At 53.1% G+C, this 15,436-nt stretch carries 12 protein-coding genes and 2 pseudogenes; 8 read left to right on the top strand and 6 right to left on the bottom strand.

The genetic code is table 11. The annotated features are described in order from the left end of the window. The first annotated feature begins 47 nt into the window (after nt 1-47). Nucleotides 48-518 (top strand): RidA family protein, encoded by a 471-nt coding sequence (locus C7W93_RS17700; RefSeq protein WP_225869925.1) that lies wholly within the window; start codon nt 48-50, stop codon nt 516-518. A gap of 56 nt (nt 519-574) precedes the next feature. On the opposite strand, the gene C7W93_RS17695 is transcribed toward C7W93_RS17700, so the two are convergent. Then, nucleotides 575-1,540, bottom strand: a complete 966-nt coding sequence (locus C7W93_RS17695) for a LysR substrate-binding domain-containing protein (RefSeq protein WP_108442196.1) — start codon at nt 1,538-1,540, stop codon at nt 575-577. Between the two features lie 245 nt (nt 1,541-1,785). Here C7W93_RS17695 and C7W93_RS17690 point away from each other — a divergent pair, with 245 nt between their 5' ends. The 3 genes and pseudogenes from C7W93_RS17690 to C7W93_RS17680 form a co-directional block, all read left to right on the top strand. Next, nucleotides 1,786-3,207: an FAD-linked oxidase C-terminal domain-containing protein gene (locus tag C7W93_RS17690; RefSeq protein WP_108441580.1), complete on the top strand. Its 1,422-nt coding sequence runs from the start codon at nt 1,786-1,788 to the stop codon at nt 3,205-3,207. Between the two features lie 76 nt (nt 3,208-3,283). Beyond that, on the top strand, nt 3,284-4,585 hold the full coding sequence (locus tag C7W93_RS17685; RefSeq protein ID WP_108441579.1) for an MFS transporter: 1,302 nt from the start codon (nt 3,284-3,286) through the stop codon (nt 4,583-4,585). Nucleotides 4,586-4,651: 66 nt separating this feature from the next. Continuing rightward, nucleotides 4,652-5,116, top strand: a pseudogene (locus C7W93_RS17680) (electron transfer flavoprotein subunit alpha/FixB family protein); the annotation flags it as partial. Nucleotides 5,117-5,193: 77 nt separating this feature from the next. On the opposite strand, the gene C7W93_RS17675 reads toward C7W93_RS17680, so the two are convergent. The 4 genes and pseudogenes from C7W93_RS17675 to C7W93_RS17660 form a co-directional block, all read right to left on the bottom strand. Then, nucleotides 5,194-5,700, bottom strand: a complete 507-nt coding sequence (locus C7W93_RS17675) for a hypothetical protein (protein ID WP_108441578.1) — start codon at nt 5,698-5,700, stop codon at nt 5,194-5,196. Beyond that, nucleotides 5,684-8,587, bottom strand: coding sequence for an FAD-binding and (Fe-S)-binding domain-containing protein (locus tag C7W93_RS17670; protein WP_108441577.1), 2,904 nt, complete (start codon nt 8,585-8,587; stop codon nt 5,684-5,686). Before C7W93_RS17670 ends, C7W93_RS17675 begins: the two co-directional genes overlap by 17 nt. A gap of 135 nt (nt 8,588-8,722) precedes the next feature. Continuing rightward, on the bottom strand, nt 8,723-10,024 hold the full coding sequence (gabT, locus tag C7W93_RS17665) for a 4-aminobutyrate--2-oxoglutarate transaminase (protein ID WP_108441576.1): 1,302 nt from the start codon (nt 10,022-10,024) through the stop codon (nt 8,723-8,725). Between the two features lie 126 nt (nt 10,025-10,150). Beyond that, nucleotides 10,151-11,540: pseudogene (locus C7W93_RS17660) on the bottom strand (aminotransferase class III-fold pyridoxal phosphate-dependent enzyme). A gap of 10 nt (nt 11,541-11,550) precedes the next feature. Here C7W93_RS17660 and C7W93_RS17655 point away from each other — a divergent pair. After that, a complete protein-coding gene (locus tag C7W93_RS17655) occupies nt 11,551-11,769 on the top strand; it encodes a hypothetical protein (RefSeq protein WP_108441575.1) in 219 nt (72 codons plus the stop codon). 89 nt (nt 11,770-11,858) lie between these two features. Here C7W93_RS17655 and C7W93_RS17650 read toward each other — a convergent pair whose 3' ends face one another. Continuing rightward, a complete protein-coding gene (locus tag C7W93_RS17650) occupies nt 11,859-12,434 on the bottom strand; it encodes a PAS and helix-turn-helix domain-containing protein (RefSeq protein WP_108441574.1) in 576 nt (191 codons plus the stop codon). Nucleotides 12,435-12,583: 149 nt separating this feature from the next. Here C7W93_RS17650 and C7W93_RS17645 point away from each other — a divergent pair, with 149 nt between their 5' ends. From C7W93_RS17645 to C7W93_RS17635, 3 genes are all read left to right on the top strand, one after another. Then, complete coding sequence (locus tag C7W93_RS17645) at nt 12,584-13,828, top strand: amidohydrolase family protein (protein WP_108441573.1); 1,245 nt, start codon at nt 12,584-12,586, stop codon at nt 13,826-13,828. Nucleotides 13,829-13,946: 118 nt separating this feature from the next. Beyond that, nucleotides 13,947-14,717, top strand: coding sequence for an ABC transporter ATP-binding protein (locus C7W93_RS17640; RefSeq protein ID WP_108441572.1), 771 nt, complete (start codon nt 13,947-13,949; stop codon nt 14,715-14,717). Then, the gene (locus C7W93_RS17635) at nt 14,714-15,433 is read left to right on the top strand and encodes an ABC transporter ATP-binding protein (protein WP_108441571.1); all 720 of its coding nucleotides are present in this window, start codon (nt 14,714-14,716) and stop codon (nt 15,431-15,433) included. Before C7W93_RS17640 ends, C7W93_RS17635 begins: the two co-directional genes overlap by 4 nt. Nucleotides 15,434-15,436: the final 3 nt, after the last annotated feature.

Raw genomic sequence — 15,436 nt, 5'->3', positions numbered from 1 at the left:
TGCAATTGCATCGACTTTTTTTCCCACTCTTAGCGATATTTATAGCCATGCCAAGTCAAGCCAACGACGTCATCATTCGTCACAATAATCCTGCCTCCATGACAGAACCTTGGGCGCGTGAATTTGCAGAGTCCATTGAAGTGCGGGGGACGGCAGACCAGATTCTGTTAAGCGGTGTGGGGCCGATGGTGGCAGATAAAAATGCGCCCGCGGATACGGTGGCCTCGTATGGCAATACTGAAACCCAGACCCTCAGCGTGCTGAATCAGATCAAGCACACCTTGGAGAAAAAGGGCTACATCATGGCGGACGTTGTCAGCATGCAGGCTTTGATTGTGGGTGATCCGAATCAAAAAGGAGAGGCAGATTTTGAAGGATTTTCTTCGGTCTATAACAAGTTCTTTGGCACAAAAGCGCAGCCAAATGTGCCGATCCGCACGCGCGCGCAAGTGATCCGGCTAGTCCCACCCGGCTGGTTAGTCGAAGTGACCGTGACCGCCGCTAAAAGGAAACCTTAAGCAGAGAAGAGAGCGAGGATAGCGGCGCAGCGGCTTAGCAGTCGCGTTAAGGCGAATCAAGGCGCATCATCGATCAGATCGTGGGTGCGCAATGATGGCCACTTCCCGCTCTCAGAAAGCTCGCCGACCAAACGCGTAATCAATGCCGCCACGGCCTGTTTCGCGTTTGTCGCCGGGATATTATTGGACATGCAAATACCCAACGTCCGCGATATCTGGGCCGGATTGATGCGCTTGGCCTTCAACCGCCCCTGCATCACTTCTTGCTGCACCAGTGCCAGCGGCATGATGGTATTGCCCTGACCCGCCTCGACCGCGATTTTGAGAATGTGAACGGAGTTGATTTCCGCAAACAGCGCCGGCATTTGCAGACCTTGTTTGCTCACCGTTTCTTCGATAATACTGCGGATGCAATGGCTGTGCTGCAAGCCGGACAGCATCAGCGATCCCGACAATGCCTCTTCCAGCGAGACATCGCCTGCCTCGCAGCTACCGGTTTTTTTACCTTTGGCTGGCTTCACCAGATAAAAATCTTCTTGCGCTATCGGTTTGAATGTAAATCCCTGCAACTGAATATTCGACGTAAACACCGCCAGATCGACGCGCCCCTGCCAAAGTTGTTCCAGCAAATTGCCGGTCAATTCTTCATTAATATGCAGCGAGACGTTGGGTAAGCGCACTTGCACTGCATTAATCAGCGGCAGGGCCAATGCCACCGACGCGCTTTGCGGTACGCCGACCACGACATTGCCGACGATGGCCTCGCTGGAGAAATGCACGGCTTCGCGGGCGTCGCCAATCTGTTTCAGGATTGCTTTGCCATATTCATAGAACACTTTGCCGCTCTCTGTCGGAAAAACGCCGCTGCGGGTGCGATGCAACAATTGCACATCCAGATCGGTTTCCAGATCGGATATCTGCTTACTCAGCGCCGATTGCGCCACAAATAACCGTCCCGCCGCACGCGAAACGCTGCCGCTATCGACCACCGCCAGAAAATATTTGATTTGTCTGATTTCCAATTGCATGTCTCCGAGGCCTGGGGTCCGCATCTGTAATGCTTGCCCGACCTGCTATTTTCAATGGGTAGATTGCCAATATCCCTACCAGGTTTCAGGTTATCGCAGCGCAGGTATCTGGAAACGAGAACGATGGATATGCAATCGATATTACCACCGCTACTTGGTTCCACAGTAACCTGTTCTTACATGCAAACCATGCCAAAGAACCACCAGCGTTCGGCACCGCAAAACCACGGAGACACGCCATGAATACCATGACAGATTTGCCAACCAGGCCCTTGAGCGCCAGAATTTTACCCGTTCCATTTTGCGCAGCAATGACCGCCTTGCTCGCCACCCGATTCACGCTATCGCTGCCGGTACGCGAGCATCACGGCAAGGACGAATCGCCGTTCGGCATCATCCCGCCTGATGCAGTCGCCTTCGCCAAGACCACCGAGGAAGTCGCCGCCATCATGCGTTTATGCGCGGAACACGGCGTGCCGCTGATTCCTTTCGGCGCTGGCACGTCGATAGAAGGCCATTTTTTGGCCCCGCACGGCGGCGTCAGTCTCGATCTTAGCGGCATGAACGAAGTTATTGCCGTCCATCCCGAGGATTTAACCGTCACGGTGCAAGCGGGTGTATTACGCAAGCAATTGAACGAAGAAATTAAACATAGCGGGCTGTTTTTCCCGATCGATCCGGGCGCGGACGCCTCCATCGGCGGCATGTGCGCCACCCGCGCATCGGGCACCAACGCGGTGCGCTATCAAACCATGCGCGAAAATGTATTGGCCCTGACCGTGGTCACGCCCGAAGGCAAGATCATCCACACCGGCACCCGTGCCAGAAAATCCTCCGCTGGCTACGATTTGACGCGCGTGTATATCGGCAGCGAAGGCACACTGGGCATCATTACTGAAATTACGCTGCGGGTGTATCCGCAGCCGGAAGCGATCTCTGCCGCCGTCTGCGCTTTTCCGACGATGGCCGCCGCAGTGCAGACTGTCATCGAAACGATCCAGATGGGCGTGCCGATTGCCCGCGTTGAATTTGTCGATGCGTTATCGATCAAGGCGATCAATCTGCATGACAAGCTGACATTGGCAGAGATGCCGACCTTATTTTTTGAATTCCACGGCAGCGACAACGGCGTCAAAGAACAGGCCGAAACGGTACAGCAAATCGTCGTAGAAAACGGTGGTCATGATTTTGAATGGGCGACCCATCCAGAAGACCGAAAAAAATTGTGGAATGCACGGCATAACGCCTACTTCGCCGTCTTGCAACTCAAGCCCGGTTGCGTCGCCGTCGTTACCGACGTGTGTGTGCCGATTTCACGGCTGGCCGAATGCGTGACCGCCACCGATGTCGATATTCAGGCGTCATCGTTGCCTTGCCCGATAGTCGGCCACGTCGGCGACGGTAATTTTCACGTCATCATTTTGGTCGATCCTAACAAGCCAGAAGAACGGATAGAGGCCGAGCGGATTAACGCCAACATTGTGGCGCGCGCGCTGGCGATGGAAGGCACGTGCACCGGCGAGCACGGGATCGGCATGCATAAAATGGGGTTTCTTCAGACTGAACACGGCGATGATGCGCTGGACGTGATGCGGGCGATAAAACGGGCGCTAGATCCACAAAATTTACTCAATCCCGGAAAAATATTTGCACTGAATTAAACGCGGTATCGCTGCAATCAACACCCATCACCACTATAAAATCCGGCTCTATTGAGAGACCGTATCGGAGACGAAAATGAATGACACTACCGTAGACGGCGTACGTTTTGACGCGACGTCCAGCATCGATCTGACCTATAAAAAAATCACGCTGCGGCTGATTCCATTTCTGCTGTTCTGCTACATCCTGTCGTATCTGGATCGGGTCAATATCGGTTTCGCTAAACTGCAAATGCTGGGCGATCTGCAATTCAGCGACGCCATTTATGGGATGGGTGCGGGAGTATTTTTCCTGGGTTATTTTTTCTTCGAAGTGCCCAGCAATATCATCATGCACAAGGTCGGTGCACGACGTTGGCTGGCGCGTATCCTGATTACCTGGGGTTTGTTGTCGGCGGCGATGATGTTTGTGCAGGGCACGACATCGTTTTATGTATTGCGTTTTTTGCTAGGTGTGGCAGAAGCGGGATTTTTCCCCGGCATTATTTATTACCTCACCCGCTGGTATCCGGCTGACCGGCGCGGTCGCGCTACATCATTATTTTTGACAGCGATTCCGTTGGCGGGTGTGATTGGCGGGCCTTTATCTGGCTGGATTTTGCGCGATACCAACGGCATTGCGGGTTTGGCGGGATGGCAATGGATGTTTTTGATTGAAGGCTTGCCGACGGTCATTGCCGGTTTCTTTTTGTTGCGCTATCTGGATGACAGTGTTGAAGATGCAAAGTGGCTGACGGATGCGCAAAAGCGCGAAGTGATAGCGTTATTGCAGAAGGAAGAAGCGACTAAAACGCATTCTGCAACTGGCAAGGCTTTTGCCAGCGGTCGGACATGGTTGCTGGCGGCGATTTATTTTCTGTTTGTATTTTCGCTGTACGGGATCAGTTTTTGGTTGCCGACGATTATTAAGGCCGCTGGCGTAAAGGATGCGCTGGATATTGGTTTGTTGAGTGCATTGCCGTGGGCTGCGGGTGTGATTGCGATGATTTTGGTGGCGCGCAGTGCGGACCGGCGTGGCGAGCATCGCTGGCATATTGCGATTCCGGCTGTGATTGGGGCGATTGGGTTTGTGATCAGCGTGAAGTTCAGCGCGAATGTGCCGATCGCGTTGGTAGGGTTGTCGATTGCGACGATGGGGATTATGAGTGTGTTGCCGTTGTTTTGGAATATGCCGACGGCGTATTTAGGCGGCGCGGCGGCTGCAGCGGGGATTGCGTTGATTAATTCGTTTGGTAATTTGTCGGGGTTTGTGGGGCCATCGTTGATGGGGTGGATTAAGGGGATTACCGGCTCGCTTGATAGCGGTGTGTATATGTTGGCGGGATGTGTATTGGCGGGTGGGTTGTTGACGTTGTGCACGTCGGTACATCGGCGATAAAGTTGGGGTTTATAGTGTGATTTTGGAGGAGGGCGGGCAATTCGGTTGGCTGGCCGCCCTCGGTTTGGAAATGCTAGCATTGCGCAAATCGATGCCGCAGCCGATCAGGGTATGTCAGCGTTTATCAGCCGCGATGTGATGACACTCAACCATCCTGAACTGACCTCAGCCGCCGTCATCGTCTCGGGCGGGCGCGGTCTGGGCAGCGGCGAGAACTACAAAAAAGTGTTGGAGCCACTAGCCGACAAACTCGGCGCAGCGTTGGGTGCATCCCGTGCCGCAGTCGATGCAGGTTACGTGCCGAACGATTATCAAGTCGGACAGACCGGCAAGATCGTCGCCCCGCAATTATATGTAGCGGTCGGCATCTCCGGCGCGATTCAGCATCTGGCAGGGATGCGAGATTCTAAAGTAATCGTGGCGATTAACAAAGACCCGGAAGCACCGATATTTAGCGTGGCCGATTATGGCCTTACGGCCGATCTTTTTGAGGCGGTTCCCGCGTTGGTGGCTGCGTTGGATGGGGTGTAGGCACTACTATTCGCGATGTTTCCAAAAAGAAATATTGCTAAGTGATTTGAGGTCGAACAGCGTTCTTTTAACCGCACTCAAATAGAAAAATGATGCGTCTTAGCCGCCGAAGGCAAAGAACTCTTCGCAGTCGAAGGTATTTGATCCAAAGAAAACTGCCCCAACGTCCTCTGAATACTCTGACTAATCGACATGAATGCCGATACCAGAAGCGCGTCAACTCCATGCAATTGTGATGCTGGTCGAAACTTGCCGAAGTCTTGATAGGCAATCGCGCACATCAACACGCTTTCTAGCGTGACTTCGCTTGGATGACAGGTCAGTTCCCAACTGTCGGGATGCAAGCAATGCGGCTTAATTTGACCGTGCGCTAAAAGGGATTGGATTACTTCTTTTAAATCGCTCTTGCGGCGGCGGGTTCTGCGTGCGATTTCTTCTAGTGTGATGGCTTCCGGGCCGGAAACCACTAGCAGGACAAGGACTTCCGTAAAGCGCAGAATGCTGTTCTGAAGCGATTTGTAGATTGGCAAAAATTCGACCAATGCATCGTTCGCGGGACCATCATATTTATCGTTGCGCATCATTGAGCCACTCCGCAAAATGGTAGGCTTTTTTATTGCTGAGATTTTTTATCTGCGAACGGCAACTAAATCCGTCTGCGATAAACAGCGTATCGTCAGCGCACCTGTCGATCTGTGGTTTTAGTTCGAGTTCGCCTATACGTCGGGCGACGGCGGCAGTTTTTTCATGATAGCCATAAGCGCCTGCCATGCCGCAACAACCGGTCTCTAAAATCGATGCATCCGTTTGGGCCGACGCCAATAGCGTCTTTTCTGCCGTCATGCCGCCGCAAGCCTTTTGATGACAATGTCCATGCACCCGAATCGGGTTTTTTGTCTTTGGTATGTCGACGCCGTGCATGAACAAAAATTCTGCCAATGTCTGCACCGATGTGGAGAGTTGCTTTGCTTCGTCATTGCCGGGAAGCATGGCGACCATTTCATCTCTAAACACCGACAGGCAGCTTGGTTCCAGGACGATCACCGGGATTTTTTTCGCTAAATAGGGAGATAACTGGGCGATGATCGCGTGCAGATTGGTGCGTGCCCGATCCAGCATGCCAGCGTCGTAATACGGGCGGCCGCAGCATATTTGCCTGGAGAGAAGGTGGACTTTATAGTCGGCACGTTCAAGCACCGCTGTGGCGGCTTCGAGCACGGCGGGCGTAAAACCGCTATTGAATGTATCGGTCCACAGGAGGACGGAGCGTGCATGTGTGTCCCCGCCGTTATCTTGCTGAAGTCGAACGGCGGTTTTGCCGGATCGAAAGTTCTTACGGGCGATTCTGGGAAAAACGATGTTCGATGTGAGGCCAACGGAATATTGTGCGATCAACCGCAGAGGACGTATAGACATCGCCAGGTTCATCAACGCGCTGAAGGATTGCGCGCGCGGCAGCCAATCGCCAATGCGACCGATCATCAAGTCCATCACGGGCCGTCTTCGGTTCCTATAATGTTGGGCAAGAAATTCTGCTTTATAGCGGGCAATATCCACATTGGTCGGGCAATCGGTTTTGCATCCTTTGCAACTGAGGCAAAGGTCTAGCGAATCCTTGACGTCTTTGCTGTCCCAACTGTCTTGAATGACTTCGCCTTTTAGCAGCTCAAAAAATAATCTGGCACGACCGCGTGTAGAGTATTTTTCTTCACGCGTGGCTTTGAAGCTGGGGCACATCGTCCCGCCTTCGAGCGAGCGGCATTTTCCCATGCCGATACAGCGTTCGGTGGCGCGGGCGAATCCTGTGACTGCATCGCCGTTGTAGTTAAATTCGGTGAGAATATTGCGGCGTTCGTAGTCCGGGCCGAGGCGCAAATTGCTATCGACCGGCATCGCATGAATCAGTTTGCCGGGATTCATTTTATTTTTTGGATCCCAGATGTTTTTAAAGTCTGCGAAAGCGGCCATTACAGCGGGCGAATACATGATATTTAAGAACTCGCCTTTGGCCTGACCATCGCCATGCTCGCCTGATAACGAGCCGCCATATTTGACGACAAGGTGTGCCGCTTCTTCTAGAAAATTGCGCCAGATGGCCACGCCCAGATCTGACTTTAAATCGAAAGTAATGCGGGAATGGACGCAACCGTCGCCGAAATGGCCATACAGATTGGTCTTGTAGCCATAACGGGCGACTAACGCTGAAAATTCGCGTAGATATGCACCTAAAAGCGCTGGCTCAACGGCGGCATCTTCCCAGCCCACAACAGGATCGGTATCAGCTGCATTATCCGCTAGCGAGGTGGCCGATGCGCCGGTTTCGCGGATAGTCCAGATGCGGCGCATTAATGCTTTGTCCAGGACGACGCGGGCGGTTGCGTCTCCCTGTAGTTGCGAGGCGATTTGTGCAGCGGCTTCGGCTGCTTGTTGTGCATTTTCGACGGAGGTTCCGCCGAATTCCACCATCAGCCACGCCTGGCCTTTTGGCAGCTCGGCAATATCGGCCAGGCGCAATCCGCGATCGCGCAGGCCGCCGATAATGCCTTCATCGAGGCCCTCCATCGCAATTGGATTAAAGGGTAATAACTGGGGCACGGCGTCGGCGGCGAAATAGATGTCGGAGAAACCGAATACGACTAACGTCCGCGCCGCCGGATTGCTGACTAGCAAAGTTTCCGCCTGCAGGACGGAAACGCAACTTCCTTCTACGCCAACCAGCGCTCTGGCAATGTTAAAACCGTTTTCAGGAAGAAGTTGATCGAGGTTGTAGCCGGAAACACGGCGTTTAATTTGCGGAAATCCTTGGCGGATATCATCCGCATATTTTTCGGATAGCGTTTTAAGTGCTGCGACAATCTGCGCCCGGCGTCCGCCTGCCTGTAGATGTTCAGCGTAAGTGTCGTCATCGGTTGGACCAACCCAAAATCGTTCGCCGTCATAGGTCAAAATTTCCAGCCGTTCAATATTTTCGACGGTTTTTCCTGCCATGACGGAATGCGCGCCACAAGAATTGTTGCCGATCATGCCGCCTATCGTGCAGCGGCTGTGGGAGGCGGGATCGGGACCGAATGTCAGGCCGAGTTTGGCGGCGGCGTGATTTAGCTGATCGCAAATGACGCCCGGTTCAACCTTCGCCACGCGACGTATCGGATCAATGTCAATAATGTTGGTCAGGTATTTTGAGTGGTCAATGATGACGGCGGCATTCACCGATTGACCGCACATCGAAGTGCCTGCACCTCGCGCCAGAATGGGCAGATCAGCGGCTGCGCATTCTGCAACGGTTTGTACAAAATCATCGATGGAACGCGGGATGACGACGCCTATCGGTATCTGGCGATAATTGGATGCCTCCGACGCATAGACGGCACGCGTTCCTGCATCAAACCGCACCTCCGCTGTCGTACTACGCTTTAGTCGGTCTTGTAGTTTCAGTAGACGATTAATATCGATAGCGGATGGCGAAGTCATAGTGTGGAATAAAGTGTTGAGTGATGTTCGGCAGGGCTTGAGACTGTCAACGATTGTTGCCGTCTCTTTGCCACTGCCGATCAATCTTTGGATGGCGGGGTGCAGGTTTTGCACCCTTACAAAAAACGATCAGCTTTAGTTTGCCGTGCCGATTGCTTCGCCGATGGCCTTATCCAGTGCATGGATGGCTTCGTCCACTGTTGCGTCATCGGCCACCAGCGGAATCAGGCTGCGAACAACGTTGCGATGGACGCCGCATTTGATGACTAAAACACGGTTTTCACGTGCGCGTTCCATCACGCGTTGCGCCATGGCCGGGTCGGGTTCTTTGGATGTGGCATCTTTTACGAATTCGATTGCCAGCATGGCACCTAAGCCGCGTACTTCGCCAATTTGCGGGTATTTTTCTTGTAATTTGTTGAAGCCATTCAGCATGCGCTGACCTAATTGAAGACCGCGTTCGAGCAGGTTTTCTTCTTCAAAAATATCCAATACCGCTAAACCGGCTGCGCAAGATAGCGGGTTGCCGCCATACGTGCCGCCGAGGCCGCCCGGCGTTGGGCCATCCATGATGTCGGCTTTGCCAGTCACCGCTGACAACGGCAAACCACCGGCCAGACTTTTTGCCAGTGTCACCAAATCCGGGGTAATGCCAGAATGCTGGAATCCAAACATTTTTCCGGTGCGGCCGAATCCGGTTTGAATCTCGTCAGCGATCAGCAGAATGCCGTGCTCTTCGGTAATTTTTCGTAGCGCTTGCATGAAATCATCGGGGGCCGGTAAAAATCCTCCGTCGCCTTGCACTGGCTCAATAATAATTGCTGCGACACGGTTGGCGGCGATGTTGGTTGCGAACACTTCTTTCAATGCGGCTAGGGCGATCTCGGACGTGACGCCACGGTAGGCATCTGGGAACGGGACGTGATAAATGTCGGGGGCGAACGGGCCGAAATTTTGCTTGTATGGCTCGCTCATCCCGGTCAGCGACATACCCATTAACGTGCGACCATGGAAGCCGCCACGGAAAGCGATAACGCCCGGGCGATTGGTATAACCGCGTGCGATCTTGATGGCATTTTCTGTGGCTTCTGCGCCGGTGGTTAAGAACACGGTTTTGTGCGGCACTGATCCACCGACCAGCGTATTCAGGCGCGATGCTAGTTCGATGTAGGGCTCGTAAGCGCCGACTTGAAAACAGGTATGAGAAAGCAAGTCCAACTGACGTTTGACAGCGGCCACGACGCGCGGATGGTTGTGCCCGACATTGAGGACGCCGATGCCAGCGACAAGATCGATATATTTGCGACCGTCGGTGGTCCAGACATGCGCGCCTTCGCCGCGTGAAATGACAATGGGATGCGCGGTAAGCAGGCCGCGTGGGACGTTCTGTGTGCGACGTGTAAGAAGATCGTTGGATGTTATAGGATCGGCGTTCATATCTAGTGTCTTTCTAGTAGGAAGGTTATCAACAATTAAACGTCTTCGAAGCGCTGGAGGTTATCTGTGCGCTTCGATTGAGAGCGTGAAGTGAGAGCAAAAAATCGTCATTGGCAATGCTTGAAATTAGCTAACGGCACGACAAATTTCATCGATGCTTAGCATGTCATCTAACGATTTCTGGAAACGTTCCATCAGCAAATCGATATCAGAATTGGTGCAACACAACGGCGGGGCAAAGCCAATGATGTCGTCTGCAAATGCGCGGAAAATGAGTTGGTTGCGATACCCGGCTTGCCCCAGACGTTCGCCGATTTTTAACGCTTTGTCGGGTTTGGTTTTGCGTGCTTTGTCGGTCGTTAATTCAACTGCCGCCAACATGCCGCGGCTACGCACATCGCCGACTAACGGATGACGGGATAATTCCTGCAAGCGCTGTTCGAAATAGGCCCCGACTTTTTGTCCGTTCGCCAGCATTCCGCCTTTTTGATACAGATGCAGCGCGGCAAGACCGACGGCGGCGCTGACTGGATGACCAGAATAGGTGAAGCCGTGACCGACTAACATATCCGTCGGGTTCGCGTCGGCTATTGCACGATGAATTTTGTCTGAGACAAATACCGCGCCCATCGGACTGTAGCCGGAGGTCAGGCCTTTAGCGACGGTCATGAAGTCAGGCGTCACGTTTTCTGATTCGCATGCAAAGAGCGGTCCGGTGCGTCCGAAGCCGGTGATGACTTCGTCTGCGACGAACAGTATGTCTAGCTCGGTACATGCTTGACGCATCGCTGCCAGCCAGCCTTTGGGCGGCACGATGACGCCGCCGGAGCCTTGCACCGGCTCGCAAAAAAAAAGCGGCGACGCGATCGGCACCGATTTCCGCTACTTTGTTGCGTAATTCTTGTACCGATGCCGCAATGATGGTGGCGGCGTCAGTGCCGACTGGATTGCGATAAGGATAAGGCGAAGAGATGGTGTGCTGGGTCGGCAGCGGCACGTCAAAGTTGCGATGGAAAGCCGCCAATGCGGTCAGTCCGGAGCCGATGGCGCTGGAGCCGTGATAGCCGCGTTGCAGCGAAATACATTGTTTCTTTTCCGGCTTGCCGATTGAATTGAAATAGTAAGAAATCAAGCGCACCGTGGTGTCGACGGCGTCAGAACCGCCCATCGTAAAAAATACATGATCCAGATCGCCGGGCGCGAGTTGTGCCAGTTTGGCGGCAAGTTCGATGGCAGGCTCGGAGCCATAGTTAAAGTAGCCGGTGGCATACGGCAGACGCTGCATTTGTTCGGTGGCGGCACGCACGATACTTTCGTGACCGTATCCCAGATTGACGCACCAAAGCCCGGAAAATCCATCTAGCAGAGTATGACCGTCGATGTCGGTCAGGTACGCGCCTTTGGCCGACCGCAGGATCGTCACCCCCTGCGCTCCCTGCTGTTGCTGCTTACGCCAGGCGGCTACCGGGTGTATCCAGTGGTCGCGATCCATGTCGATAAGGTGTTGCGTGTCCATTTGAAAATCCTTGAATGTTTATGATGAAAGTATAGGTAATCATCACATTCAAAGCGCAGCGAAAACGCCAGTCAAAACAGCACATTATTTTGAACTGAAGGCCGTTTTCGATTGCATTTCGTTTTCTGGTTTGACGCAAGTGGTTTTAATATTGAGGCTGCAAGAGAATGCTAAAAACCAAGGATGGCTTTTTGAAAATTATGCAAAACGACGTTCCGCAGACAGGTGATTCGCCATTGGTAACGCCGTTGTAGTTGTGAATTCTATTGTGAATTTTGTTCTGATTTTTGCTTGATTGTCGTCGATGAATTGTCTTGCTCAGAGCAATTTCTTAACAAGTTCTACAGTTGTTTTGACATCATATTTGCGTAGCAACCGGGTCCGATAGATATCGACGGTTCTGGGGCTGATGCCCAAGGCTTTGCCGATTTCTTTTCCGGTGCGTCCTTCAATCAGCAAGGCGGCGATATCGCGTTCACGTGGCGTCATCGAACCGCGATTTTCCGAGTTGACATCCCTTTGTTTGGACAGGTCGGCAAAGGCCCAAAGAGTCTCACGATGTGGGTCATCTCTGGTGTAGGTATAGCCGCTGACGTGGACCCAGATCAGCTCGCCGTTGGCGCGTTTCATGACGCGATCATCGGCGTATTTTCCATGTGACGCGAGGAAGGGCGCGATGCGATCGCCGGTTTTATCAAAATCGACTTGGGTTGGATAAAGTGACTGGAATGAATTGCCAATCAATTCTTCGCGCAGTACGCCAAATATTTCCGCGAACGATTGATTGCAATCAACAATGATCCGATTACGCCCAATCGCTTGCCCTACCGGGGCGTTATAAAACGCCGCTTTGTAGTCGATTTCGTGATCGGGGGAGGGACTTTTTTTTGGCATTTTGATACTCCGGTATAGAGCCGAAACTCGGTCGAAAACCTGACCGAAAACCCAGTCGAAAATACGCCCGAACACTTAAGTGTCCGGCAAATATGGACTTATTATTATACGACACTTATAGTATTAAGACATTAAGCGTAAGGGTAATTATGGGTAAATATTTTTTGAGGAACGCTGCCGTTTTGGACCTGCACCAAGGGCAGTTGCTGGCGGGAATGAACATCCGGATAAAGGATCGGACCATCGTTGAAGTGGCGGCAGCATTAATGCCCGATACGGATGATACGGTGATCGATCTTCACGGTCAGACCGTGATGCCGGGATTGATCGATTGTCACGTCCATGTGATGGCATCGCATGTGAATCTCGGGCTGATGGCAAACATGCCAAATGCCTTGGCGTTGATCAAGGCGCTGCCTATTCTCGAAGGAATGCTTCAGCGCGGGTTCACCACGGTGCGTGATGCCGGTGGCGCAGATTGGGCGCTGGCGCAGGCGGCGGATACGGCATTAATTGCGTCGCCCCGCATATTTCCTGCAGGCAAGGCGCTATCGCAAACGGGTGGTCATGGCGATTTCCGTCCGCGCAGCGATCAGTTTGAGCCGTGCGCCTGTTCGTTCCGTAGTGGCTCAATTGCGCGTGTAGTTGACGGCGTGGATGCGGTGCGGCGGGCGGCGCGTGAGGAGCTGACGATGGGCGCGACGCAGATCAAGATTATGGCCAGTGGTGGCGTAACTTCGCCGAATGACCCAATTGGCAATACCGGATTTTCGCTGGATGAGTTAAGCGCCATCGTTGAAGAAGCCACCGCCTGGCAGACCTATGTCATGGCGCACGCTTATACACCAGTCGCGATTCGGCGGGCCGTTGAAGCAGGTATTCGGACGATTGAGCATGGCAATCTGATAGACGAGGAAACCGCCTGTTTTGTGAAAGAGCGCGGCGCGTTCATTGTGCCGACGCTGATTACTTACGACATGCTGTCGGCTGAGGGACCAGCACTGGGCTTACCGCCCGAGTCTATCGCCAAGGTCGATGACGTGCGTTTAGCTGGGCGCAGTGCGATCGCTTTGCTGCATCGGGTTGGGGTAAAAATGGGCTTCGGCAGCGATCTGCTGGGCGAGTCGCATATCCATCAATCCGAAGAGCTGAATATCCGTGCCAAAATCGTGGGCAATCTTGAAGCGCTGCGCTCTGCCACCACCGTTGCCGCAGATATTTTGCAACGTACAGGAACGCTGGGCGTGATCCAGGCAGGCGCAACCGCCGACTTACTGATCTTGTCCGGCAATCCGCTTGAAGACATCAGCATTCTGACCGGGCAGGGGGCTAATTTCAACGCAATTATGAAGGATGGCCGCTTCGTCAAAAATAATTTGCATACGGCTGTGTAATCGACCGCATACGACTGCATAACGCGTTTGCCGTAATTCAAAGGGCTCCTCATGGAGGTGGACGGTCGCGGCAGTGTCACGCTGTCTCGGCATAGAAGTATCAATATTTGGAAAGACGATGAGCACACCGATTCTTCGCATTCAAAACCTACAGTGTCACTTTGGCGGCCTTCGGGCCCTCGATGGTGCATCGTTTGATGTCTCTGCGAAAAAAGTAACCGGTCTGATTGGGCCGAACGGCGCGGGTAAGACCACACTATTTAATTGCATCAGCGGATTGCTGCCAAAAACCGCAGGAACTGTGGTGTTTAAAGGGGTCGATATCTCGACTAACAGCCCTGACAAAATTACCAATCGTGGGCTAATGCGCACCTTCCAGCTAGCCCGTGGATGTCCGCGTATGACGGTGTTTGAGCACCTGATGTTATATGGGCGATCACAGTCCGGTGAAGGCGTCATCGCTGCGTTAATGGGCGGTAAAAAGGTCTCGATAGAAGAGGCTGAGTTGCGCGATAAAGCGTTGGCGCTTGCTAAACGTCTGAAGCTGGATCACGTCCTCGATAACCTCGTCACTGCGCTGTCTGGCGGCCAGAAAAAACTTTTGGAAATCGGCCGCGCATTGATGTCAGAGCCGGAACTTATCTTGCTGGACGAGCCGATGGCAGGTGTAAACCCGGCGCTGGTTGAGCAAATTGCCGAGCACCTTAAGGATATCCGCGCACGGGGTTGCAGCATTCTTTTAATTGAGCACGAAATGGCGCTGATTGAGGCGTTGTGCGATGACGTAGTGGTCATGGCAGAAGGCAAATTTTTGACGCGTGGCAGCTTCTCTGAGGTCGCCAGTAATAAAACGGTGCAAGAGGCCTATCTGGGAATGAAGCGATCATGAGCACACTACAAGTACGTGAATTACGTGGTGGTTATGCTACCGCTGAAGAAATTGTTAAGGGCGTCGATCTCGATGTCGCGCCCGGCGATCTGGCCATCATTATCGGACCAAATGGCGCGGGTAAATCTACCCTACTCAAACTGATCGCTGGCTTACTAAAACCGAAGCAGGGATCTATCGCGTTGGGTGACCACGTTATGGCGGCGGGTGATGCGCAACTGGCTTGCCGCAGCGGATTGAGCTTTGTCCCGCAGGAACGCAACGTCTTTGGCAACCTGACCGTTCTGGAAAATCTGGAGATGGGTGGCTATGTCTTAAAGACTGAAGTAGCGACGCGGATTGAAGAGCAACTTGTGCGTTTTCCGTTGTTACGCAAGCGTTTAAAAGATAAGGCTGGCAGCTTGTCTGGCGGTCAGCGTCAGGTGCTTGCCGTCGCGATTGCGTTGATGACCAATCCTTCTGTGTTGCTGCTGGACGAACCGACGGCGGGATTATCGCCTGCCGCAGCGGACGAGATTCTGACCATGGTGCAGCAACTGGCGCAGAGCTGTCTTGCAGTCTTGATGGTTGAGCAGAATGCGCTGCTGGCGCTTGAGTATGGCTCTAGAGGAATTGTGCTGGTCGCAGGTCGAAAAATCAGGGATGAAAACGCTGCCGACCTGGTCGCAGATCAGGAAATCCGTCATTTATTTTTAGGTGGCGGCAAGAAAAATTAATCA

This window comes from Glaciimonas sp. PCH181, from assembly GCF_003056055.1.
Lineage (GTDB): Bacteria > Pseudomonadota > Gammaproteobacteria > Burkholderiales > Burkholderiaceae_D > Glaciimonas.
This window is presented reverse-complemented; position numbering and strand designations above follow the sequence as displayed.